The sequence below is a fragment of the Pseudomonas sp. AC112 genome (genome assembly GCF_979253545.1).
This window is the reverse complement of record NZ_CEEDCM010000001.1, coordinates 3432268-3454422: the sequence shown is the minus strand read 5'-3', so window position 1 is coordinate 3454422 and position 22155 is coordinate 3432268. Positions and strand designations below refer to the sequence as shown.

The 22155-nt window shown below is 60.0% G+C and carries 24 protein-coding genes and 1 tRNA gene; 14 read left to right on the top strand and 11 right to left on the bottom strand.

All coding sequences use genetic code 11. From position 1 onward, the window contains the following. Positions 1-16: 16 nt before the first annotated feature. From AC0IYN_RS15940 to queA, 6 genes are all read right to left on the bottom strand, one after another. Positions 17-559 (bottom strand): glycine zipper 2TM domain-containing protein, encoded by a 543-nt coding sequence (locus tag AC0IYN_RS15940; protein ID WP_406599063.1) that lies wholly within the window; start codon positions 557-559, stop codon positions 17-19. Positions 560-683: 124 nt separating this feature from the next. Next, positions 684-1598: a protein translocase subunit SecF gene (gene secF, locus AC0IYN_RS15935; protein ID WP_065908613.1), complete on the bottom strand. Its 915-nt coding sequence runs from the start codon at positions 1596-1598 to the stop codon at positions 684-686. A 9-nt stretch (positions 1599-1607) separates the two neighbouring features. Then, positions 1608-3476, bottom strand: coding sequence for a protein translocase subunit SecD (gene secD, locus AC0IYN_RS15930; protein WP_406599061.1), 1869 nt, complete (start codon positions 3474-3476; stop codon positions 1608-1610). Between the two features lie 62 nt (positions 3477-3538). Next, positions 3539-3877, bottom strand: a complete 339-nt coding sequence (gene yajC, locus AC0IYN_RS15925) for a preprotein translocase subunit YajC (protein ID WP_003175975.1) — start codon at positions 3875-3877, stop codon at positions 3539-3541. Positions 3878-3920: 43 nt separating this feature from the next. Beyond that, complete coding sequence (gene tgt / locus AC0IYN_RS15920; RefSeq protein WP_003175976.1) at positions 3921-5036, bottom strand: tRNA guanosine(34) transglycosylase Tgt; 1116 nt, start codon at positions 5034-5036, stop codon at positions 3921-3923. Between the two features lie 5 nt (positions 5037-5041). After that, on the bottom strand, positions 5042-6091 hold the full coding sequence (gene queA / locus AC0IYN_RS15915) for a tRNA preQ1(34) S-adenosylmethionine ribosyltransferase-isomerase QueA (protein WP_457232694.1): 1050 nt from the start codon (positions 6089-6091) through the stop codon (positions 5042-5044). Positions 6092-6199: 108 nt separating this feature from the next. Here queA and AC0IYN_RS15910 point away from each other — a divergent pair. Both AC0IYN_RS15910 and AC0IYN_RS15905 read left to right on the top strand, forming a co-directional pair. Then, positions 6200-6284, top strand: a tRNA-Leu gene (locus AC0IYN_RS15910). A 94-nt stretch (positions 6285-6378) separates the two neighbouring features. Then, positions 6379-6708 (top strand): hypothetical protein, encoded by a 330-nt coding sequence (locus AC0IYN_RS15905; protein WP_457266759.1) that lies wholly within the window; start codon positions 6379-6381, stop codon positions 6706-6708. A gap of 6 nt (positions 6709-6714) precedes the next feature. Here AC0IYN_RS15905 and AC0IYN_RS15900 read toward each other — a convergent pair whose 3' ends face one another. Then, positions 6715-7350: a LysE family translocator gene (locus AC0IYN_RS15900; protein ID WP_457238767.1), complete on the bottom strand. Its 636-nt coding sequence runs from the start codon at positions 7348-7350 to the stop codon at positions 6715-6717. 157 nt (positions 7351-7507) lie between these two features. Between AC0IYN_RS15900 and AC0IYN_RS15895 the strand changes: the two genes are divergently transcribed. From AC0IYN_RS15895 to AC0IYN_RS15880, 4 genes are all read left to right on the top strand, one after another. Continuing rightward, positions 7508-7879, top strand: a complete 372-nt coding sequence (locus AC0IYN_RS15895) for a PH domain-containing protein (RefSeq protein ID WP_043046807.1) — start codon at positions 7508-7510, stop codon at positions 7877-7879. A 243-nt stretch (positions 7880-8122) separates the two neighbouring features. After that, a complete protein-coding gene (locus tag AC0IYN_RS15890) occupies positions 8123-9286 on the top strand; it encodes an S-type pyocin domain-containing protein (protein ID WP_471842314.1) in 1164 nt (387 codons plus the stop codon). Between the two features lie 15 nt (positions 9287-9301). Beyond that, entirely contained in the window at positions 9302-9589 is a 288-nt protein-coding gene (locus AC0IYN_RS15885; RefSeq protein ID WP_406599058.1) for a colicin E3-like toxin immunity protein, read from the top strand. Between the two features lie 4 nt (positions 9590-9593). Continuing rightward, positions 9594-10094, top strand: coding sequence for a hypothetical protein (locus AC0IYN_RS15880; RefSeq protein WP_471842313.1), 501 nt, complete (start codon positions 9594-9596; stop codon positions 10092-10094). 10 nt (positions 10095-10104) lie between these two features. Here the strand turns inward: AC0IYN_RS15880 and AC0IYN_RS15875 are convergent, their stop codons facing one another. From AC0IYN_RS15875 to AC0IYN_RS15865, 3 genes are all read right to left on the bottom strand, one after another. Next, on the bottom strand, positions 10105-10680 hold the full coding sequence (locus AC0IYN_RS15875; RefSeq protein WP_406599056.1) for a hypothetical protein: 576 nt from the start codon (positions 10678-10680) through the stop codon (positions 10105-10107). A gap of 205 nt (positions 10681-10885) precedes the next feature. After that, positions 10886-12238 carry an ATP-binding protein gene (locus tag AC0IYN_RS15870; RefSeq protein ID WP_471842310.1) on the bottom strand — a complete coding sequence of 451 codons (1353 nt, stop codon included), beginning with the start codon at positions 12236-12238 and terminating at the stop codon, positions 10886-10888. Then, entirely contained in the window at positions 12235-12897 is a 663-nt protein-coding gene (locus AC0IYN_RS15865; RefSeq protein WP_457238763.1) for a response regulator, read from the bottom strand. The genes AC0IYN_RS15870 and AC0IYN_RS15865 overlap by 4 nt, the downstream gene beginning before the upstream one ends. 147 nt (positions 12898-13044) lie before the next feature. On the opposite strand from AC0IYN_RS15865, the gene AC0IYN_RS15860 reads away from it, so the two are divergent. From AC0IYN_RS15860 to AC0IYN_RS15840, 5 genes are all read left to right on the top strand, one after another. Continuing rightward, entirely contained in the window at positions 13045-13311 is a 267-nt protein-coding gene (locus AC0IYN_RS15860) for a PepSY domain-containing protein (RefSeq protein ID WP_033896240.1), read from the top strand. Further along, positions 13311-13856, top strand: coding sequence for a cytochrome b/b6 domain-containing protein (locus tag AC0IYN_RS15855; RefSeq protein ID WP_406599053.1), 546 nt, complete (start codon positions 13311-13313; stop codon positions 13854-13856). The genes AC0IYN_RS15860 and AC0IYN_RS15855 overlap by 1 nt, the downstream gene beginning before the upstream one ends. Before the next feature lie 21 nt (positions 13857-13877). Then, complete coding sequence (locus tag AC0IYN_RS15850; RefSeq protein ID WP_471842302.1) at positions 13878-15146, top strand: sialidase family protein; 1269 nt, start codon at positions 13878-13880, stop codon at positions 15144-15146. Further along, positions 15146-15757 (top strand): hypothetical protein, encoded by a 612-nt coding sequence (locus AC0IYN_RS15845; RefSeq protein ID WP_471842299.1) that lies wholly within the window; start codon positions 15146-15148, stop codon positions 15755-15757. The genes AC0IYN_RS15850 and AC0IYN_RS15845 overlap by 1 nt, the downstream gene beginning before the upstream one ends. Before the next feature lie 68 nt (positions 15758-15825). Then, a complete protein-coding gene (locus AC0IYN_RS15840) occupies positions 15826-17847 on the top strand; it encodes an LTA synthase family protein (RefSeq protein ID WP_458375876.1) in 2022 nt (673 codons plus the stop codon). Here AC0IYN_RS15840 and AC0IYN_RS15835 read toward each other — a convergent pair whose 3' ends face one another. Further along, on the bottom strand, positions 17848-18222 hold the full coding sequence (locus AC0IYN_RS15835) for a c-type cytochrome (protein ID WP_457238758.1): 375 nt from the start codon (positions 18220-18222) through the stop codon (positions 17848-17850). It abuts the gene before it with no gap. A gap of 183 nt (positions 18223-18405) precedes the next feature. Between AC0IYN_RS15835 and AC0IYN_RS15830 the strand changes: the two genes are divergently transcribed. The 3 genes from AC0IYN_RS15830 to AC0IYN_RS15820 all read left to right on the top strand — a co-directional run bounded on the left by AC0IYN_RS15830 (position 18406) and on the right by AC0IYN_RS15820 (position 21836). Further along, the gene (locus tag AC0IYN_RS15830) at positions 18406-18786 is read left to right on the top strand and encodes a response regulator (RefSeq protein WP_078050116.1); all 381 of its coding nucleotides are present in this window, start codon (positions 18406-18408) and stop codon (positions 18784-18786) included. Between the two features lie 195 nt (positions 18787-18981). Beyond that, positions 18982-19596: a biliverdin-producing heme oxygenase gene (locus tag AC0IYN_RS15825; protein ID WP_471842291.1), complete on the top strand. Its 615-nt coding sequence runs from the start codon at positions 18982-18984 to the stop codon at positions 19594-19596. Next, positions 19593-21836, top strand: a complete 2244-nt coding sequence (locus AC0IYN_RS15820; protein ID WP_458375877.1) for an ATP-binding protein — start codon at positions 19593-19595, stop codon at positions 21834-21836. The genes AC0IYN_RS15825 and AC0IYN_RS15820 overlap by 4 nt, the downstream gene beginning before the upstream one ends. The last annotated feature ends 319 nt before the right edge of the window (positions 21837-22155 follow it).

Here is a 22155-nt window from a genome sequence, read left to right as displayed (position 1 = left end):
GGTTTTGCGGCGTGAGTTACTGCTGGTTCTGGCCCAGGATCAGGCGACCTTCTTTGTCGACCGGAATCTGGCCACCCGGGTCACGCTCCATACGCACGGTACCTTCCTTGCCATCCAGGTTGTAACGCACGTCATACCCAACCACCTTGTCGCTGATGTCGTTGACGGTGTTACAACGGGTTTGCGTCGTGGTGTAGGTATCGCGGTTCTGCATGCCTTCCTGAACCTTGTTCCCGGCGTAACCGCCACCCACCGCGCCGGCTACGGTAGCCAGCTTCTTGCCATTACCGCCACCAACCTGGTTGCCCAGCAGGCCACCGGCCAGGGCACCCACGACGGTACCGACGATCTGATGTTGATCCTGAACCGGCTTCTGCCGGGTCACGGCGACGTCCTTGCAGACCTCGCGAGGCGTTTTAATCTGGGTTTTCACCGGCTGCACCGCCAGCACTTGCGCATACTCAGGGCCGCTTTTTACCAGGCTGTAGGTGGCAACAGCACCCCCGGCAGTAACACCGACAGCACCCAATACCGCACCAACCAGTAACGACTTGTTCACGTTGAACCTCCTGACCATCACAAGCGGACTGAAACGTCCGCGCTATACCCAGCCTTGGAGCAAAAAAAAAGGCGCGAGTTCAATACTCGCGCCTTTCTTGTAACAGCGGACCGACAAACACCCCTCAAGGGCGGTCGTCGACCTCCTTGCCAGTAGCGGCCGGAGGAATCAGGTCTTCGCTGTTGAGGTTCAGCCAGATCAGCACCACGTTGGCGATGTAGATCGACGAGTAGGTACCCGCCAGTACGCCGATGAACAGTGCCAGGGAGAAGCCCCACAGGTTGTCGCCACCGAAGATCATCAGTGCCGCAATCGCCAGCAAGGTGGAGATCGACGTCGCCATGGTCCGCAGCAGGGTCTGGGTGGTCGAGACGTTGATGTTCTCGATCAGCGACGCCTTGCGCAGTACACGGAAGTTCTCGCGAACCCGGTCGAATACCACGATGGTGTCGTTGAGCGAGTAACCGATGATCGCCAGCACCGCTGCCAACACCGTCAGGTCGAAGGTGATCTGGAAGTACGCCAGGATGCCCACGGTCACGATCACGTCGTGGATCAGCGACACAATGGCGCCGACACCGAACTTCCACTGAAAGCGGAAGGCCAGGTAGATCATGATACCGACCAGCGCCATCAGCATGCCGAGGCCGCCCTGGTCGCGCAGTTCTTCACCGACCTGCGGGCCCACGAACTCGACGCGCTTGACCGACGCCGGGTTGTCGCCGCCGACCTTCTGCAAGGCCTCGGCCACCTGGTGACCCAGTTGCGGGTCTTCGCCCGGCATACGCACCAGCAGGTCGGTCGTTGCACCGAAGCTTTGCACGATGGCTTCGTGATAGCCGGCCTTGACCAGCTCGTTGCGCACCAGGGTAACGTCGGCGGGCTTCTCGTAGGTCAGCTCGATGAGCGTACCGCCGGTGAAGTCCAGACCGTAGTTCAGGCCCTTATGGAACCAGCTGAACAACGCCAGAACGGTAAGGAGCACGGTGACGCCGAACGCAACGTTGCGAACGCCCATGAAGTTGATTGTACGTAACATGGCAGCCCCTTAAATCCACAACTTCTTGAAGTCACGCCCGCCAAAGATCAGGTTGACCATTGCGCGGGTCACCATGATGGCCGTGAACATCGAGGTAAAGATACCGAGGGACATGGTCACCGCAAAACCTTTGACTGGGCCTGTGCCCATGGCAAAGAGAATCCCGCCGACCAGCAAGGTGGTCAGGTTGGAGTCGAGAATCGCGGTAAATGCCCGGCCGAAGCCTTCATTGATTGCACGCTGTACGGTCATGCCCGCTGCGATCTCTTCACGGATCCGCGAGAAGATCAGAACGTTGGCGTCTACCGCCATACCCATGGTGAGTACGATACCGGCGATACCTGGCAGGGTCAGTGTAGCGCCCAGCAGCGACATCAAGGCCAGCAGCATCACCATGTTGCCCGCCAGGGCCACGGTGGCGATGATGCCGAAGAAGCGGTAGATGGCGATGATGAACAGCGACACGAACAGCATGCCCCACAAGGCCGCGTCGATACCCTTGGTGATGTTGTCGGCACCCAGGCTCGGGCCGATGGTACGTTCTTCAGCGAAGTACATCGGTGCAGCCAGGCCACCGGCACGCAGCAGCAGGGCCAGTTCCGAGGACTCGCCCTGGCCGTTCAGGCCAGTGATACGGAACTGGGCACCCAGCGGCGACTGGATGGTCGCCAGGCTGATGATCTTCTTCTCTTCCTTGAAGGTCTGGACCGGTACGTCTTTTTCGACGCCGTTGACCATCTGCTTGGTGTAGGTGGTGATCGGGCGTTGCTCGATGAAGATCACCGCCATGCTGCGACCGACGTTGCTGCGCGTGGCGCGGCTCATCAGTTCGCCGCCATGGCCATCCAGACGGATGTTCACTTCAGGGGTACCGTGCTCGCCGAAACCGGCCTTGGCGTCAGTCACCTGGTCACCGGTGATAATCAAGCCACGCTCGATCAGCGCTGGAGGACGATTGCCTTCGCGGAACTCGAACTCTTCGGCAGTGGCACGGGTAGCACCCGGCTCAGCCGCCAGGCGGAATTCCAGGTTAGCGGTCTTGCCCAGGATACGCTTGGCTTCAGCAGTGTCCTGCACGCCCGGCAGCTCAACCACGATGCGGTTGGCGCCCTGGCGCTGAACGATCGGCTCGGCCACACCCAGCTCGTTGACGCGGTTACGTACCGTGGTCAAGTTCTGCTTGATGGAGTATTCGCGGATTTCCGCCAGCTTGGCCGGGGTCATCGCCAGACGCAGTACAGCCTGGCCATTGAGGTCAGCCGGTACGATGTCGAAGTCGTTGAAGTTCTTGCGGATCAGTGCACGAGCCTGTTCGCGGGACGCTTCGTCAGAGAAGCCCAGCTGGATGGCACCGTTGAGCTGCGGCAGGCTGCGATAACGCAGGCGCTCTTTACGCAGCAGGCTCTTCACGTCGCCTTCGTAGACCTTCAGGCGGGCGTCGAGGGCTTTGTCCATGTCGACTTCCAGCAGGAAGTGCACACCACCGGACAAGTCCAGGCCCAGCTTCATCGGGTGCGCGCCGATCTTGCGCAGCCAGGCTGGCGTGGTCTGTGCCAGGTTGAGTGCGACCACATAGTCGTCACCCATGGCCTTGCGCACGACATCTTTGGCCGGCAATTGGTCTTCTGCCTTGGTCAGGCGCAGCAAGCCGCCTTTCGCATCAGCCGCCAACGTTGCCGCCTTGACCTGGATACCCGCGTCATTGAGCGCTTTGCTCGCGCGTTCCAGATCAGCCTGATTGACCTGCAGCGAAGTGCTGGCGCCCGTGATCTGGATCGCCGGGTCATCAGGATAGAGATTGGGAGCGGAATAAATAAAACCGATCGCCAGCACCGCCAGGATCAGTACGTATTTCCACAGAGGGTATTTGTTCAGCATCACGCCGCCCGCTTATAACGCGGGGCGCCTTGCGCGCCCCGTCGATTGGTAAAGGTTGTTACTCAGATCGCTTTGAGCGTGCCTTTTGGCAGCGTGGCGGCGATGGCGCCCTTCTGGAACTTCATTTCTACGGTGTCGGAGACTTCCAGTACCACGAAAGCGTCGGAAACCTTGGTGATCTTGCCAGCGATGCCGCCGGTGGTCACAACTTCGTCACCTTTTTGCAGGCTGCCGAGCAGGTTCTTCTGCTCTTTGGCGCGCTTGGCCTGTGGACGCCAGATCATCAGGTAGAAGATAACCAGGAAGCCGACCAGGAAAATCCACTCGAAACCACCGCCCATAGGACCGGCAGCGGCAGGCGCAGCGGCGTCAGCCATGGCGTTAGAGATAAAAAAGCTCATTTAGCACTCCAGTTGCAAATAGTGAATCTTAGGGTCGGAAAACTCAGTCCAAGGGCGGCACAGGGAGCCCGCGCTTGGCATAGAAGGCATCGACGAAGGCGGCCAATGTACCCTGTTGAATAGCCTCGCGCAAACCAGCCATCAGGACTTGGTAGTGACGCAAATTGTGGATGGTATTCAACATGCTACCCAGCATTTCCCCACACTTGTCCAGATGGTGCAGATAAGCACGGGAGAAGTTCTGGCAGGTGTAGCAATCACAGGTGGGATCCAGCGGCGAATCATCATGGCGATGGAACGCGTTACGGATCTTCAGCACGCCTGTATCAATGAACAGATGCCCATTGCGGGCATTACGGGTTGGCATCACGCAATCGAACATGTCCACACCGCGGCGCACACCCTCTACGAGATCTTCCGGTTTGCCAACGCCCATAAGGTAACGAGGTTTGTCAGCCGGCATCAGGCCTGGCAGGTAATCCAGCACCTTGATCATCTCGTGCTTGGGCTCGCCCACCGACAAACCGCCGATGGCCAGGCCGTCAAAACCGATCTTGTCGAGGCCTTCCAGCGAGCGTTTGCGCAGGCTTTCGTGCATGCCGCCCTGGACGATACCGAACAGCGCCGCGGTGTTGTCGCCATGGGCGTTCTTTGAACGCTGGGCCCAACGCAGGGACAGCTCCATGGAGATGCGCGCGACGTCTTCGTCAGCCGGGTACGGCGTGCACTCGTCGAAAATCATCACGATGTCGGAGCCCAGGTCGCGCTGCACCTGCATCGACTCTTCCGGGCCCATGAACACTTTGGAACCGTCCACCGGCGAGGCGAAGGTCACGCCCTCCTCCTTGATCTTGCGCATGGCGCCCAGGCTGAACACCTGGAAACCACCCGAGTCGGTCAGGATCGGGCCTTGCCACTTCATGAAGTCATGCAGGTCGCCATGCTTCTTGATCACTTCCGTGCCTGGGCGCAGCCACAGGTGGAAGGTGTTGCCGAGGATGATCTCGGCGCCGGTGGCGACGATGTCACGCGGCAGCATGCCCTTGACGGTGCCGTAGGTGCCCACGGGCATGAACGCCGGGGTCTCGACGGTGCCGCGCGGGAAGGTCAGGCGACCACGACGGGCTTTGCCGTCGGTGGCGAGCAATTCAAACGACATACGACTCATAGTTGTTCCTCTGGGCCGCGTGGCGCCGGGTTACGGGTGATAAACATCGCATCACCGTAGCTGAAAAAACGGTACCCATTGTCGATGGCGGCTTGATAAGCGGCCATGGTCTCGGGATAACCGGCAAATGCCGACACCAGCATCAACAGCGTGGATTCCGGCAAATGGAAGTTGGTGACCAGGCAATCGACCACATGGAACGGCCGGCCTGGGTAAATAAAGATATCGGTGTCGCCACTGAACGGCTTGAGCACGCCATCACGCGCCGCACTCTCCAGCGAGCGTACGCTGGTGGTGCCCACCGCGATCACCCGCCCGCCGCGTGCCTTGCACGCTTGAACCGCGTCCACGACGTCCTGGCTGACTTCCAGCCACTCGCTGTGCATATGGTGGTCTTCGATCTTATCCACACGCACCGGCTGAAACGTACCGGCCCCCACGTGCAGCGTCACATAGGCGGTCTCGACGCCCTTGGCGGCAATCGCGTCCAGCAGCGGCTGGTCGAAATGCAGCCCGGCAGTCGGTGCAGCGACGGCGCCCAAGCGCTGGGAGTACACCGTCTGATAGCGCTCGCGGTCCGAGTCTTCGTCGGGGCGGTCTATATAAGGAGGCAACGGCATATGGCCGACACGCTCCAGCAACGGCAACACCTCTTCGGCGAACTTGAGCTCGAACAGCGCATCATGACGCGCCACCATCTCGGCTTCGCCACCGCCATCGATCAAGATGCTCGCCCCCGGTTTCGGCGACTTGCTTGAGCGTACATGGGCCAGCACGCGATGGCTGTCCAGCACCCGCTCTACCAGGATTTCCAGCTTGCCGCCGGACGCTTTCTGGCCAAACAGCCGCGCCGGAATCACCCGGGTATTGTTGAACACCATCAGATCGCCTGGGCGCAAATGCTCAAGCAAATCAGTGAATTGACGGTGTGCGAGGGCACCGCTCACCCCGTCCAGGGTCAGCAGTCGACTGGCGCGACGCTCGGCCAAAGGGTGGCGAGCGATCAGCGAATCAGGGAGCTCAAAAGTAAAGTCAGCAACGCGCATGATGGGGTTCGTCTAGCAGGGCCGGGAAGTCTAGCGGAAATAGTCAAAATTGACCATGAAACGTGATTGACCAACGGTAATCTCATCTCTATACTTCGCCGCCATTGAGCCCTGATGGCGGAATTGGTAGACGCGGCGGATTCAAAATCCGTTTTCGAAAGGAGTGGGAGTTCGAGTCTCCCTCGGGGCACCATCTTAAAAAAAGACCTTGAAATTCAAGGTCTTTTTTTTCGCCTGTCAAAAAGTGAGTAGGCACAGGCGAACGCAGAAATTGAGGAGCCGGGACCATGGAGTTGACGCTGGAAGCTGTTGCGCTTTTTGCTCTCAAGCTGGTGCATGAAACCGAAGGCGTGAGCCCGATTCTGCGCGATGACCCGCTGATGGAGGGGTATGACCGTGAAGTGTTTGGGCTGCTGATACGCAAAGGCGATCTGGCCGGGATTCAGCAGAAGCTTGACGAGTGTGTGATGCTTGCACTCGAATCCTTGGGCGGCGCCGATACCGTACTGGGTCGCGAGTTACAGCGGCTCGCGGTGGACGTGCGCCAAGCCTCGACACTTGAAGCACTCGATGCCCCGCTCAACGCACTCAAGGACTACCTAAAAGCCATCCTGTAAAGCGCCCTACCGCCGCCCTTCCACCGCCATCCGCACCGCCAGCCCCATCAGCACCGACCCCATCAGCCAGCGCTGCACCACCTGCCAACCCGGCCGGGTGACGAAAAACACCGCGATCGACCCCGCCATCGTGGCAATCACCGCGTTTACACTCACACTGATAAAAATCTGCGTAAAGCCCAGCACCAGGGATTGCGCCAGCACACTGCCATGGCCGTTCGGATCGATGAACTGCGGCAGCAGCGACAAATACATCACCGCCACCTTGGGGTTGAGCAGGTTGGTCACCAGGCCCATGGTGAATAGCTTGCGCGGGCTGTCCTTGGGCAAGTCCCGCACCTGGAACGGCGAGCGCCCGCCCGGCCGAATGGCCTGCCAAGCCATGTAGGCCAGGTACAACGCACCGCCGAAGCGCAGCGCGTCATAGGCAAACGGCACCGCCATGACCAAGGCCGTGATCCCCAAGGCCGCGCACACCATGTAAACCAAAAAACCCAACGCCACGCCGCCCAGGGAAATCAGCCCAGCCGTGCGCCCCTGGCAAATCGACCGCGAGATGAGGTAAATCATGTTCGGCCCGGGCGTGAGCACCATGCCGAGTGAGATCAGCGCATAGGCCAGCCAGCTGGACACTTCAGGCATTGTTCGGCTCCTTGGTCGTTTTTCTGTCGACGTGAAACATTTGGCCAACGTTGTAGGCTTGGATGCCATGGTAGGGCGTTCAAAATGCGCGCGTTAGATACAGATCCGCGAGCAAAACGTCATACACCCACCGCACCACCCACCCAAGGGCAGGCCCATGATCGACTTCAATAACAAAGGCTTCTTCAAGCTCAAGCAAAACAACGAATACGCCGAACGCGTCTCGGCCCTGCTGCTCGACGGTGAGGAAGTGGTCGACGCCTACAAGGCCATGCGTGACGGCGTGGTGTTTACCACCAAGCGGATTATTGCGGTGAACGTTCAGGGCATTACCGGCAGCAAGAAGGACTTCACGTCGCTGCCGTATAAAAACATCGTGGCGTATTCGGTGGAGACGTCCGGGACGTTTGATCTGGACTCGGAGTTGGAGATTTACTTTTCGTCGTTGGGCAAGGTGAGGTTTGAGTTCACGGGGAAGACGTCGATTGTGGAAATCTCACGGTTGATTTCCAAGCATCTGCTGGGCTGATCGGCGGGCCAAAAAAGACCTTGGCGTCCCGAGGTCTTTCTTGGTGCATGCAATGCTGATTCAACGGATGTACACCTGCCCTTGTAGGCGCTGGCTTGCCAGCGATGACGCCAGTCCCAGCGCCTTCAATCTGTTCGGCAATAACCTGCTGATTTTTCCCACAATCACCATCGAATAAAGCCGATATCAGGTTCCGACACCCCTCTCGTAGGCTCACTCCTCACACAAGGAAGTGAGCCCGTCATGTCAGAGCGCTTTTACCCACCCACCGAAGAAGACTTACGCAAACGACGGATCCTGACCCCGCAGCCGTCGCGTGTGCCGTATTCGCCGTTTGTTGATTATTTCGAGCCACCCCCTGCCCCGACACCCACGCTAGCCAAACCTTGCGGCTGCGTTTTCATCAAGCCCTGCCAACTGCCTGACGGCATCACCCATTACTTCAAGCCAGCCGGGTATATCCCGTTGGAACTCATCAAGGAGTACGCCCACTTAAGCCTGCTGGGTGGGCGTGAGGTGGACGGGCGGGGCGCGGTTGCCCTGCGCAAGATCGGCGGCAGCGCATTGCCCGCAGGTTTGGGGCAGTTGGCATTACGCTCGGCGGTTTGGGAGTCGGCGGCCACTGCCGTCGGGTCCGTCGCCGGTGGCCTGTTGACGGGGTTGGTGGCGCTGGCCTGGCCGTCGGAACTGGGTGACAGCGCGCTCTACAGCGAAGAGCAATTGCGTTCGATGCAACGGGCGCGGTCGCAGATGCGGCTGCATATTGAGCAACGCGGGGACGGAACGCTCAAGGGGTATGGGTTTTACACGGGTAACCATGCCGATTGGCAGATGATTGATGTGGTGCAGTTTCAAAGCCGTGGCGATCAGTTTGTGGCGGACTTGGACGAGGGCGTGGAGCTGATCTGGACGCCCGCCGTTGATCCAAGTGACACGCTGGGTATTCCGGCCTTGGAGGCTGCGCCGCAGGCTCCGGTGATCTGGATTTATCCGCCGACGGAGAAGGCTGCGCAGATTCTGGTGAACCCGATTTATCCGCCGGAGTATCGGGATTTTATCCTGGTGTTCCCGGTGGAGTCGGGGGTTCGGCCGCTGTATGTGGTGGTAAACCAGCCAAGGAAAGGGCTTAGAAACCCAGACCATGATTACTTTTCTCCACCCGAAACCGAAGACATAACAGGCTTCCCCGGTCTGATTCCCCAAAAGCCTGTGACACCAAGAAAAGGCGGAGCCGGCTTACGTGAACGTTGGATAGACGCAAAAGGAAGAAAAATATTTGAATGGGACTCCAAAAAAGGCGAGCTGGAAGTCTATCGAAACAGCGATTTGGCACACCTCGGCGCATTTGATCCTTATACCGCCGAGCGTCGAGGGCCGGCGGACCCGAAACGTCGTATTTACAGATAAAAAGGAACTCGGAAAATGCTGATGAAAATCAGACTGCGGTGGTACGAAAAACACAGCAATGACTTGAAGGCGGATGAGTACTCAGCGGATATCGCAGATCCAGACAATGTTTTTGAAGCATTGGGTTTAGGCGAAGAAACCGCGATATACGCCGACGTATTCAACGTTCAGCCTAACTGGATTACGATTATTCAGCCGTACTTCCAGCACATGATCGAACCCGACCATCACGACTACCAAATGTCCTTCCGCTACCAAGGCGCCTGGCCACCGCCCCCAAAGCAACCCCAAAAGGCGTCCTAATGCGATGAAACCCACACTGCAAAAGCCCGTCCTCTACCGCTCAGTCAACACCCGAACCCACGGCGTGCGCCACGGCAGTTGTCGCGCCTACCGGTACGAGCGGCACACCAATAGCGAAAAAGACAAATTATCAAACCGCGGCTCGATGCACAGCCATCAACGACACGGGTTTGATTACACTCCGCTATTCCGATTTCTCCTATCCAAAGTCGGCCACCCGTGGGATCAGGTTTTCAGCGAAGCCAAAGCCCGCCTGGATCGCCCAGAGCCCCTCTTCTGGATCGTTGCGATGCATGAAAGTGACAAGGAGGAGTCGGTGAGAACGGATGAGAACAGCTACTACAGCGGCTTGTATGTCGACGAAACGGGCCTGCTACAAAAGGTCAACCCACAGCTGACGCCCGAGCAGATGAAACCCTATTGCGATTGCTGCACCCACACTTTCAACGGGGTGGTACTCGCCCACCCTTTACCACCAAAACGCCGGGCAACACCCACCGCTTAATCCACCCTACTCATCCCGCCTTCGCTTCACTCCCCGCCCCACCAATCAACACACGATTCCCCGGATCCGTAATATCAAACACCTGCAGCGCACACGCCGAAGGCTCCAGCTTGAACTGAAACTCCACCAGGTACACCTTGGCCTTCTCCGGGCTGAAGGTGCTCATCACCGGCCCACAGCTGTAGTAAACCCCGTTGCCCCGGTTGTTCGCCGTGCTGGCGACGGTGAGTTGCTTACCAGGATCGGCTTGGATTTCCAGCTGTGGAAAACGCTTGAACCCTGCACTGGCAACGGTCTGGTTGAGCTTGGCGATCCAGTTGAAGACGCGGCCTTCGCCCGTGTCCATCACGGTGCCGAGGGTTTCCATGCGCTGGTCAGGGTCGCCTTCGCGGCGGATCGAGAATTCCACGGGGGCGGTGCCGCCGTAGGCTTTCATGATGACTTTGGCGTGCTCTGCATCAACCGCCACGGTTTTCTGGCGAAGTTGGACGCCATCCTTGAGCAGGCTGGGCGATGAATCGCGTTGGTTGGATTGGCAGGCGCACAGGGCAAGAGTGACGAGGGAGAGCAGCGCGATTCGCTTCACGGGAGGATGTCCTTATCAAGGTGAAAGTGAGTGATGACTGGACCCGAGTTTGAACGGAATGTTCCGCAGTTTAAACGCCGCTGTCGGGCATTCGGAGGGCTGCGATGCCGATGCTTCGGCAGGTAGGTATACCGAGGTAATCCCATCGCAGCCTCGCTGGGGCTCGACAGCTCCCACATTTGATCGGCGTCGCTCTGCGCTCCCCTTAGGGCGCGTTAAACACCAACCGCGCACACAACCCGCCCTTCTCCCGATTATGCAGCGCCAACCGACAGCCGATCTTGCCGACGATCATCTGCACGATCGCCAACCCCAAGCCCGCGCCATTGGCGTTGCCCCTGCTGTAAAACCGCTCGAACAGGCGCTCCATATGCATCTCATCAATCCCCGGGCCTTGGTCTTTCACGCTCAGACAATGAGCGCCAATCACCACTTTTACTTCGCTGCCCACTGGGGAAAAGTTGAGGGCGTTGGTCACCAGGTTCTGGAACGCAATGGCCAGCGCCACCGGCTCGGTTTCGACCCAGCAATCTTCATTGCCTTCGAGCACCAGCTCCACACCTTTTTCCATGGCCAAGGGGGTCAACTCGGCGAGCTCTTCGCGCACCAGCTCGGTCAGTTGCACACGCTCACACACGGGGTTGTTCAGTTGCGGCTCGATGCGCGCCATGGTCAGCAGTTGGCTGCCGATGCGGGTGGCGCGGTCGACGCCGTTGACCAAAAAATCCAATGCCTCGCGACGCTGCTCCTCGGTGACGGCCGTCTGCGCGTTCTGGGCATGGATGCGCAGGATTGCCAAGGGTGTGCGCAGTTCATGGGCGGCGTCGGCGATGAAACGGCGTTCGCGTGCAAGCAGTTCATCGACTTGAACCAGCAGCCGGTTAAGCGCGGTTTGCATGGGTTCCAGGTCGGTGGGCAGAGGCTTGAGGTGCAGCGGCTGCAACGTGTCGGTGTTGCGCCCACGAATGGACAGTACCATGGCGCGCAAGGGCTTGAGGCCCCAGCCGATGGTCAGCCAGATCAACAGCGCCAGCAGCGGCACGCCGATCAACGTCGGCCAAAGGGTGTGGCGCACGATGCGCTGGATCAGATCCTGGCGAATGTCGTCACGCTCGCCCACCCAAATCAGCACGCCCTGTTGCGGGTCGGCGAGAAGGAAGGCGCACCAGTCATTGCCGTTGTCCATCAGGTCGTGGGAACCGAGAGTCGTCGGCGGTGCCGCCAGCACCGGCGCTTCGGCGGAGCGCACGAGCAATTCACCCGCGCTGTTCCATACCTGGAAGGTCAGGCGGGTTTCATAGGGGTGGGCCACGCCGTCCTCGCCGACGCGACTCATGGCCTGGTCGAATGCCTGGTACAAACGCTCCCAATCCGCCTCCCCAGGATCACGTTGGCGCAGCACGCCTTGCAGCAAGCGCGCACTCTGGGCGAGCTGGGCGTCGTAGACTTCTTCGATTTCATGGTGGCTGTCGCGCAGCACCAGCCAGCTGATCAGGGCGTCACCCGCCAATATCAGCAGCAAGACGGGGATGAGGATGCGCGCGCGAACCGAGGTCATGGTTTGAGCGCCAGTACATAGCCCACACCGCGCACGGTGCGGATCAGCTCGGTGGATAACTTTTTGCGCAGGTTGTGGATCAACACTTCCAGGGTATTGCTTTCGACCCGATCCTGCCAGCCATACAGCGCGCGCGACAATCGCTCGCGGGTCACGACTTTGCCGGGGCGCACCATCAGTTGGTGCAACAGTTGGTACTCCATCGGGGTGACGATGATGTCGGCGTCCTGGTAGCGCACTTGCTGGGTGGCAGGGTCGAGGCTGATGCCGGCGTGTTCCAACATCGGTTGCGCGCGGCCTTGGCTGCGGCGCAATAGGGCGCGCACACGGGCCTTGAGTTCTTCAACGTCGAAGGGTTTGACCAGGTAGTCGTCGGCACCGGCGTCCAGGCCGGCGATGCGCTCGGCGGTGCCGTCGCGGGCGGTGAGGATCAGCACCGGCACGTCATGTTGCTCGGCGCGCAGTTGCTGCAATACGTCGAGGCCATCGAGGCGCGGCAGGCCGAGGTCGAGCAGCAACAGGTCGAAGCTTTCCGTGCGCAGGGCATGCAGGGCCGCGAGGCCGTCCTGCAACCAATCGAGGGTGTAGCCTTCGGCGCCCAACGCCACGCGTATGCCCTGGCCGAGGGCTCGGTCATCTTCGACAAGGAGTAGGCGCATAGCAGAATCTCTGTAGGAAACGGCGGCATCATGCCGGGTTCTGACTCCGGCCATTTCGGCAAAGATGTTACGGCGCGTTGCCAACTAAGGTTGCGCTAAGGTTGGTTTTGCACTGTGAAACCTCCCACATCTGCTGAGAGCTTTTCCATGCGCAAAATTCTCCTGCTGTCCCTGATTCTCGCCAGCCCCCTGGCCATCGCCGGCCCGCAGTGCACCACCGCCGAGCGCTCGCAATGGCAAGACGAAAAAGCCTTCCAGGACAAGCTCAAGGCTGAAGGCTACACAATCAGCAAGTTCAAGGTCACCGACGGCAACTGCTACGAGATCTATGGCTTCGACAAGGACAAGCGCAAGGTCGAGATCTATCACGACCCGGTCACCGGCAAAGCTGTGAAGACTGAGATCAAGGGCTGATGCCAGGCGAATCCCTGCGCCTGTGGGACCCGTTGGTGAGGCTGTTTCATCTGTCAATCGCCGGGGTCTTTGTTGCCAATTACTTCTTTAACGAAGCGGGCGATGACTGGCATGTCTGGCTGGGCTACTACGCCATGGCCTGGGTGCTGGTACGTGGAGTGTGGGGATTTGTCGGACCACGCAGTGCGCGCTGGGTGGACTTCTGGCCGACGCCGAAGCGCCTGACGGCCCACTTGCGCTCGCTGTTCAACGGTCGGCCGCTGCACCGCCTGGGCCATTCGCCGATTGGCGCGCTGGTGATGCTGTTCATGTTACTGGCACTGCTGACCATCGGCACCAGCGGCTTCCTGATGGAGGAAGTCGACGCTTTATGGGGCGCCGATTGGCCGCTGCAAATCCACGAAACCGCCGCCAACGTGCTGCTCGGCCTGGTCTGCGTGCATGTGCTGGCGGCGGTGTTCGAAAGTATCCAGGTGCGGGACAACCTGCCGTTATCCATGCTCACCGGTCGCAGGAAGCGCCTGCCGGATGAGCATGCGCAGTAATCCTTTATCCACAGGTCCCCTATGCGCTCCGCCTTATTGATTTGCAGCCTGCTGGCCGTGTTTTTTGCCGCCTGGCAGAGCCATCCGCCCCATGTATTGGCGCCGTTTGCCCAGGCCAGCCCGAACACCGCAAACATGGCAACGCCTGCGCAGTACAGCAGCCGGTTCGTGTCTACCCAGCTCACCGACTTCGTGCACTCCTCGTCCGTCACCGCCCTGCCTGGCGGCGGCTTGATGGCGGTGTGGTTCGCCGGCTCCCGCGAAGGCGCGGCCGATGTGCAGGTGCGCACTGCGCGCTTTGATGCACGCAGCGGCGAATGGGGCGCCGAGCAGGTGCTGGCCACGCGGGAAAGCACACGCGACGGCACCCAGCGCTATATCCGCAAGCTGGGCAACCCGGTGATCGCCCTGGGCCCGGATAAACGCCTGTGGATGTTTTACGTGTCAGTGTCGGTCGGCGGTTGGGCCACCAGTGCGATCAATCTGATGGTATCGGACGACATGGGCGCCAGTTGGTCGTCACCAAGGCAACTGGTGACCTCGCCGTTCTTCAATATCAGCACCCTGGTGCGCGCCGCACCGGTGTTCCATGCCGACGGTTCCATCGGCCTGCCGGTGTACCACGAGTTCATGGGCAAGTTTGCCGAATACCTGTACCTGAGCGCCGATGGAGTGGTGATCGATAAATTCCGCATCAGCCGCGGCAAAAACTCACTGCAGCCGACCATCGTGCCACTGGATGGCCAGCGCGCCGTGGCGATGTTGCGCTATGCCGGCGACACCCATCACCGCGTGCTCGCCAGCCGCACCGAAGACGCCGGGCAAACCTGGAGCGAGCCTTACCCGCTGGAGCCGGCCAACCCCAATTCCTCGCTCGCGGCGGTGGGCACGCAGGACGATGGCTTACTCGTGGCCCTCAATGACCTGCAGGACGGCCGCTTCAAACTCAGCCTATACGGTACCGACGCCCAGCTCAGCCAATGGCGCACGGTGGTGCAGTTGGACGAGTCACCCGACCCCCTCGGCCAACCGTTCTCGCCCGAGGCCTATAAGGAAATCATCGGCGAAGGTTTCCGCGCTTCCAGCGGCGCCAGGCGTCTGCCGCTGGAGCAGCGTTTTCTCAGCAACCTCGACTACCGCGTGTGCAAACCCCAAGGCTGCGATTTCGAATACGAGTACCCGTACTTCAGCCGCAGCCCGGACGGCATGTACCACGTGGTGTACTCATGGAATAACACCTTCATCAAACATGTCAGCTTCAACGAAGCCTGGCTGGCGGAGCGGCTGTGATGGTTCCTTTATGGCAGGCCCATTTGAGCTTTGTGCTGCTGGGGTTTGTGCTGCTGAGTGCGTTTCGATTCAGCGCGCCGTGGCGCCCGTGGCTGTTGCCGCTATTGGCGGCGCTAAGTTTTTTCCCGGTCAATGAGCTGCCGCTAGCGGCCTATGTGCGCAGTTTTACCGATGATTTGGCGATCAGCATGTTGGTGTTGCTGGCGTGGGTCGCACTCGGTCGGTTGGGCGCGGTGCAGCCGATCAGCCGCCAACATCAGGTGCAGATGTTGCTGATGTTTGGGGTGTTAAGCCTGGTGTTGTACCCGGCGACGCTGGGGCTGACTTATTTCGACCCCTATCGCTGGGGCTTCAACCCGCGACCGATGATTGTGCTGGTAGGTGCCTTGGCGCTACTGATGGTGTGGCTGCGCAATGGGTTGGCGGTGTGGATGCTCGCGGTCGGCACCCTGGCCTTCGCGCTGCGGCTCAAGGCGTCGGAAAACTACTGGGATTACCTGGTTGATCCGCTCTTGGCGGGTTACTGCGTGGTCGCTGGATTAATGCAATTCAAACTGTGGGAGCGGGCTTGCTCGCGAATGCGGAGTGTCAGGCGGCATACCTGGCACTGAACCACCGCTTTCGCGAGCAAGCCCGCTCTCACATTTGATGTGTGGTGTTTTTGAGAATGGGGAAAACAATGGGTGCGTTGCAATCACGCCGCCTGCGCTACGGCGTGGGCGCGATCGGGTTGGTGTTTGCCTTGCTGGCGGCGCTGCGGCTGGTGTTTGTGCTGGCTTTTTCCGGCCTTGATTTGAGTACTCCGGCACTCCTGGAAACCCTCGGCATCGGCCTGCGTTTTGACCTGCGCCTGGCCGTGTTGCTCCTGCTGCCGCTGGCACTGCTCGCCTGGATTCCACGCTGGAACCTGACCACCCGCCCCGCCCTGCGCTGGCTGGCCCGCGCCTATCTGGGGGTGGCCCTGGCCGTGGTTGGCCTGGTGTACATCATCGACTTCGGCCACTACGCCTACCTCGGTGTGCGCATCAATGCGACCGTGCTGCGTTACCTTCAAGACGCGCAGATTTCCCAACAGATGGTGTGGGAAACCTACCCGGTGCTGTGGATAACTGCATGCTGGCTGGCGGCGGTGGCCTTGTGGGTATGGGCGTTGGCGTGCCTTGAGCGCTTGACCCTGGACCGCCCACGCACCGCCAGCGGCACTCTGTCATTGGCGGCTGTTGCGGTGATCGGCATGGTTGGCGTGCTGCTGGCCCTGCTTGGCCGCGTCGCCAACCTCAACCTGGAGAACCCGGTGCCATTGCGCTGGAGCGATGCGTTTTTCTCCGGCAACCCGCAGGTGGCCGCTGTCGGCCTGAACCCGGTGCTGTTTTTGTACGACACACTCAAGGTCGGCCAATCGCAATTCGATGAGGCCCAGGTGCGCAAGCATTACCCGCAAATCGCCCAGTACTTGAGCATCGAGCAGCCCGATGCCCAGCAACTGAACTTCACCCGCGCGCAAGGCGTGCAGCCTTATCGACTGACCGGCGAGCGCCCGCCAAATGTGATTTTCGTGATGCTCGAATCCCTCGGCACCAGCGCCGTCGGCGCCTACGGCAACCCACTCAACCCCACGCCGAACCTGGACAAACTGGCGACGCAAAGCTGGTTCTTCAAACACTTCTATGTGCCTGTCACCGGCACCGCCAAGACCGTGTGGGCGAGCATCACCGGGGTGCCGGATGTCACCCGCCAGGAGACCGCCACACGCAACCCGCTGATTACCCGGCAACACACACTGATCAACGCGTTCGAGGGTTACCAGAAGTTCTACATGATCGGTGGCAACGCCGGCTGGGCGAATATCAATGCCCTGATCCGCCAGAGCATCGACGGCGTGCAACTGTTTGAAGAAAGCGATTGGCGCTCTCCTCGGGTAGACGTGTGGGGTATTTCCGACCTCGACCTGTTCAAGGAAGGTGACGCATTGCTGCGCGCGGTCCCTAAGGCGCAACCTTTCTTTGCCTACCTGCAAACCTCCGGCAATCATCGCCCGTTCACTATTCCCAAGCACAACGATGGCTTCAAGGTCAGCAACGTGACGCTGGCGCAGGCCCAGGCCGCCGGCTCGCGCAGCGTCGAGCAATACAATGCCGTGCGCCTGCTGGACTACAACATCGGTCGGCTGATGGAAATCGCCAAGGCGGGCGGTTACTACGACAACAGCATCTTTGTGTTCTTCGGCGACCACAACACGCGCATCAGCCAGATCCCACACATGGCCCCGGCCTTCGAGCAACTCGGGCTGGAAAGCAACAATGTGCCGCTGCTGATCCATGCGCCTGGCCTGCAACCCCGCGTGATCGAGGAAGCCGTCGGCCTGGCGGACCTGTTGCCCACCGTCGCCGGGATGGCGGGCGTACCGTTTCGCAATGGCGCAATGGGCCGGGATATCCAGCAACCGGCACCGGAAGGCGAACGCATGGTGCCGCTGGTACTGCAGGAAGGCACCTTCCCGATCATCGGCGGTGTGACCCAGGACTTCCTGTTGCAGATGCAGCATGACGGCAGCTCACCGACCTTGCATGACCTGGCCTCGCAAACCCCGCGGGAAGACGTCGCCGCGCAGCACCCCGAGGAGTTTCAGCGCCTGCAGGGCCTGACGCGAGGGCTGCATGAGACTGCACGGTTGATGCTGTTCAGGAATGTGCGCGAATGATTATTTGGGCTGGAACGTTTCGAGGTACGCCAGGATGTTTTCAATTTTTTCCTGGTCACTGATGCCCCAGAAGATCATGCGCGTGCCGCTCACCACTTTTTTTGGTGCCTCGATATAGGCGGCGAGTTTGTCGCGGGTCCAGACCACACCGGAGTTTTTCATTGCGTCGGAATACTGGTAGTCGGTGGTAGTGCCGGCGGGCCGGCCGATGATGCCGTTAAGTTCCGGGCCGAAGCCACCGCGTGCGCCTTCACCGATGCTGTGGCAGCCGCCGCAGGTCTTGGCGAAGAGCTTGCCGCCCGCCTCAGCATCGCCTGCGGCAATGGCCGAGTGGGTGTTGAGTGACAGGACGAGGGCGAGTAATGCGTACTTCATGATGGCTCCGCATCGGGCAAGGAGGGGCCAATTATGCCTGGATCCGCTGCACCGCGTCGCCCAAGGAAACGCTCTGGAAAGCGCTCCAGGACGACCATCCATCGCCCCCATAAACATCTAATCGAACCTATTCCAGCCCATCCCACTCCACCTTACTGAATCCCTGATGGAGGAGTAAGGATCATGGCTCAGCCATCGATTTTGGTACTGGAAGACGACGAAATCATTCGCGCGTTAATGGTGGACGTACTGGAAGATTTCGGTGCAGTCGTTACGTCTTTTCCTTCGGCGGATGAGGGGATGATTTACTTGGAGCGGGCCGACGATCCAGTCGACCTGATTGTCAGCGATATCCAGATGCCGGGCCTGCTCAATGGCTATGACCTGAGCAAAGTGGTGGCCCATCGTTGGCCGACGGTGCCGGTGGTGCTGACCTCGGGCAATACCAAGCTGGCGGCGCAACTGGGCGGCTCGGTGCGGTTTTTGCCCAAGCCGTGGAGCACCGAGCATCTGATTGAGTGCGTACAAACGGCATTGACCCAACAAGGCTTGTCCATGCACTGATAGCGTCGCGATATCACTTAAACCGAACTTCGTGGTGCCGTTTAGGGTCATTATGGGAGCAAGGAGCGACTTTTCTGATCCGCTGGTCAGCCTTTTCGCTCTGTGCGTTCAGATGATGGCCATGAGTTGTGTAGAATCGTCGCCCATTTCCACGCGTCATTCATGGCCGAGAGGCCCACAGTTCGAGCTTATTGAATGCATTCACAGGCCCATGACGTTGGTGCGCCCTCATTGCTGGAAGCGTTGCGCACCGGCACGGCCCTGCTGCACGTGGCGTTGGAAAAGCGCTTGCCGTTTTTTTCCGAGCGCCTGGATGCCGACTGGTACCAACGCTTGCTTCAGACGTATTACGGCTTTTACGCGCCGATGGAAGCAGCCCTGTACGACTGTGATTTGATTCCCGAAGGCTTCGACCGGGTGCTTCGTGTGAAAACGCCCACCTTGGTGAACGACCTTCGCGCCCTCAGCCTGAATGACCACGCCATCAACGCCCTGCCCCGCTGCGCCAACCTGCCCGTCCTGGATACACCCGCTGCCTGCCTCGGAGCGCTCTATGTGCTCGAAGGCGCGACCTTGGGTGGCCAGGTGCTACGCCGAGAAATGGCCCAGCGCCTTGGTGTGAACGCCGACAACGGCGGTGCGTTTCTTGACGTGTATGGCGCCGAGACCGGGCGGCGCTGGAAAGATTTTCTCGACTATCTGGGCCGCCAACCGCTCGACGCTGACGACAAACAGCGCGCGGTGACTGCAGCCTGTTCGACATTCAGCTGCTTTGAGCAATGGCTCGACGGCCAGGAGGTACTGCTATGAAACCCGAAGATTTTGAAGAGCTGCTTGCCAACTGCGCCGACGAGCCAATCCGCTTTCCGGGGGCGATCCAACCCCACGGTGTACTGCTGACGTTATCGGAGCCAGACCTGAAGATCATCCAGGTCAGCGCCAACGTCGACACGCTGTTCGGCCATGCGCCCGAGGCGTTGCTGGGCCAGCCGCTGCACGCACTGGTAGGCGCCGAACACGCCAAGGCTGTTGCCGCCATGGCCGAGCACAACACGTTTTTCGATGCCCCACCGTTGCACGTCACATTTAACGGCGCGGAGTTCGAAGGCCTGCTGCACCGCCATCAAGGTGTGCTGGTGCTGGAATTCGAGCCGCGACTCAAAGACTTCCGTCCACGGGCACTGAACGGCCGCACCAGTGACCTGGGCAAGATGCTGCAACGTTTGCAGTCGGCGAAAACCCTGCAAGCGCTGTACGAAATCAGCGTGACTGAAATCCAGGCCATGACCGGCTACGACCGCGTGCTCATTTACCGTTTCGAAGACGAAGGCCATGGCCAGGTGATCGCCGAAGCGTCGGCGCCGTCCATGGAACTGTTCAACGGGCTGTTCTTCCCTGCGTCCGACATCCCCGAGCAGGCCCGTGAGCTGTATCGCACCAACTGGCTGCGCATCATCCCGAATGCAGCCTATGAGCCGGTGCCCCTGTTGCCCAAACTGCGCCCGGACACCGGTCAACCGTTGGACTTGAGCTTCGCCACGCTGCGCAGCGTGTCGCCGATTCACTGCCAGTACATGCAGAACATGGGCGTGCTGTCGTCCATGAGCATCTCGCTGATGAAGGGCGACAAACTCTGGGGCCTGATCAGCTGCGGCAACCGCGAACCGCTGCTGGTACCGAATGACCTGCGCACGGCCTGCCAGACCATCGGCCAGGTGCTGTCGTTGCAGATCAGCGCCATGGAAGCACTGGACCTGAGCCGTCAACGCGAGGAGAAAGTCGAGGCCCTGGCCCGCCTGGATAAGGCCATGAAAGCGTCGGAAGAAAACGTGTTCGACGGCTTGGCCCAGCAACCGCAATTGCTGATGGACCTGACCCTGTCAGGCGGCGTGGCGATCATCGAAGACAAGCAATTGCACCGCTACGGCAACTGCCCGGAACCGGCGCAGATCCGTGCGCTGCACAAGTGGCTGCAGGAAGGCGGCGAGCCGGTTTTTTCCAGCCACAACCTGGCCTCGGTCTACCCGCCGGCCGCCGAGTTCCAGCAGGTCGCCAGCGGCGTGTTGGCCATGAGCTTGCCCAAGCCTGTGGATAACGGCGTGCTGTGGTTCCGTCCGGAAGTCAAAGAGAACATCAACTGGAGCGGCGACCCGAAAAAGCCACTGGATCTGGAAAACTCCGACGCCGGCCTACGCCTTCGCCCACGCACCTCTTTTGAAATCTGGAAGGTGGAAATGGCCGGCATCTCCACCAAGTGGAGCCACGGCGACCGCTTCGCCGCCAATGACCTGCGCCGCTCCGCGCTGGAAAACGACCTGGCGCGCCAAGTGTTGCGCGAGCAACAGGCCGTGCGCGCCCGCGATGAACTGGTGGCGGTGGTGTCCCACGACCTGCGTAACCCGATGACCGTGATCTCCATGCTCTGCGGCATGATGCAAAAGGCCTTCAGTTCCGATGGCCCACACACTTCGCGGCGGATTTCCTCGGCTATCGACACCATGCAACAGGCTGCCGGACGCATGAACGTGCTGCTGGAAGACTTGCTCGACACCTCGAAAATCGAGGCCGGACGCTATGTGGTCAAGCCCGTGGCGCTCGACGTGAGCCAGATGTTCGAAGAGGCGTACTCACTGCTCGCACCGCTGGCGATGGAGAAAGGCATCGACCTGTCGTTCAACGCCGAGCCTGGCCTGCAGATCAATGGCGACCCCGAGCGTCTGTTCCAGGTGCTGTCGAATCTGATCGGCAACGCCATCAAATTCACACCGCGCCAGGGCAATATTGGCATCAGTGCGATGAGCAACGGCGAAGAGATTGTCTTCTCGGTGCGTGACTCCGGTGAGGGTATTGCGCCGGAACAACTGCCCCACGTGTTTGATCGGTATTGGACCCAGGCGGAAAACAACCCGACCGGCAGTGGGCTGGGGTTGTATATCACGCAAGGTATTGTCCAGGCCCATGGCGGCAAGATTGTTGCCGAGAGTGAGGTGGGCCGGGGTAGTGAGTTTCGCTTTACAGTGCCGAAGGTGGTTGAAGACTCGCATACCTGAGGCGGTAGTGGCGGCCTGACAGCCGGCCACACTCTAACTGTCACCCCGCGATTCAAAAATGTGGGAGCTGGCTTGCCTGCGAAGACAGCCTAACAGCCGACCGCGCTCTGACTGTTGCCCCGCGATCCAAATGTGGGAGCGGGCTTGCTCGCGAAGGCGGCCTGACAGCCGACCAGAATGTTGGATCAGACCAGGTACATATCCGTTATTTAGGTAACGGCCGCTCATGGTTCCGCCCTTACGGCGGCTCACTTTTGAAAGGCCCAAAAGTAAGCAAAAGGCTCTTGCCCCAACACTCGGCACCTCGCTCACGCTCGGT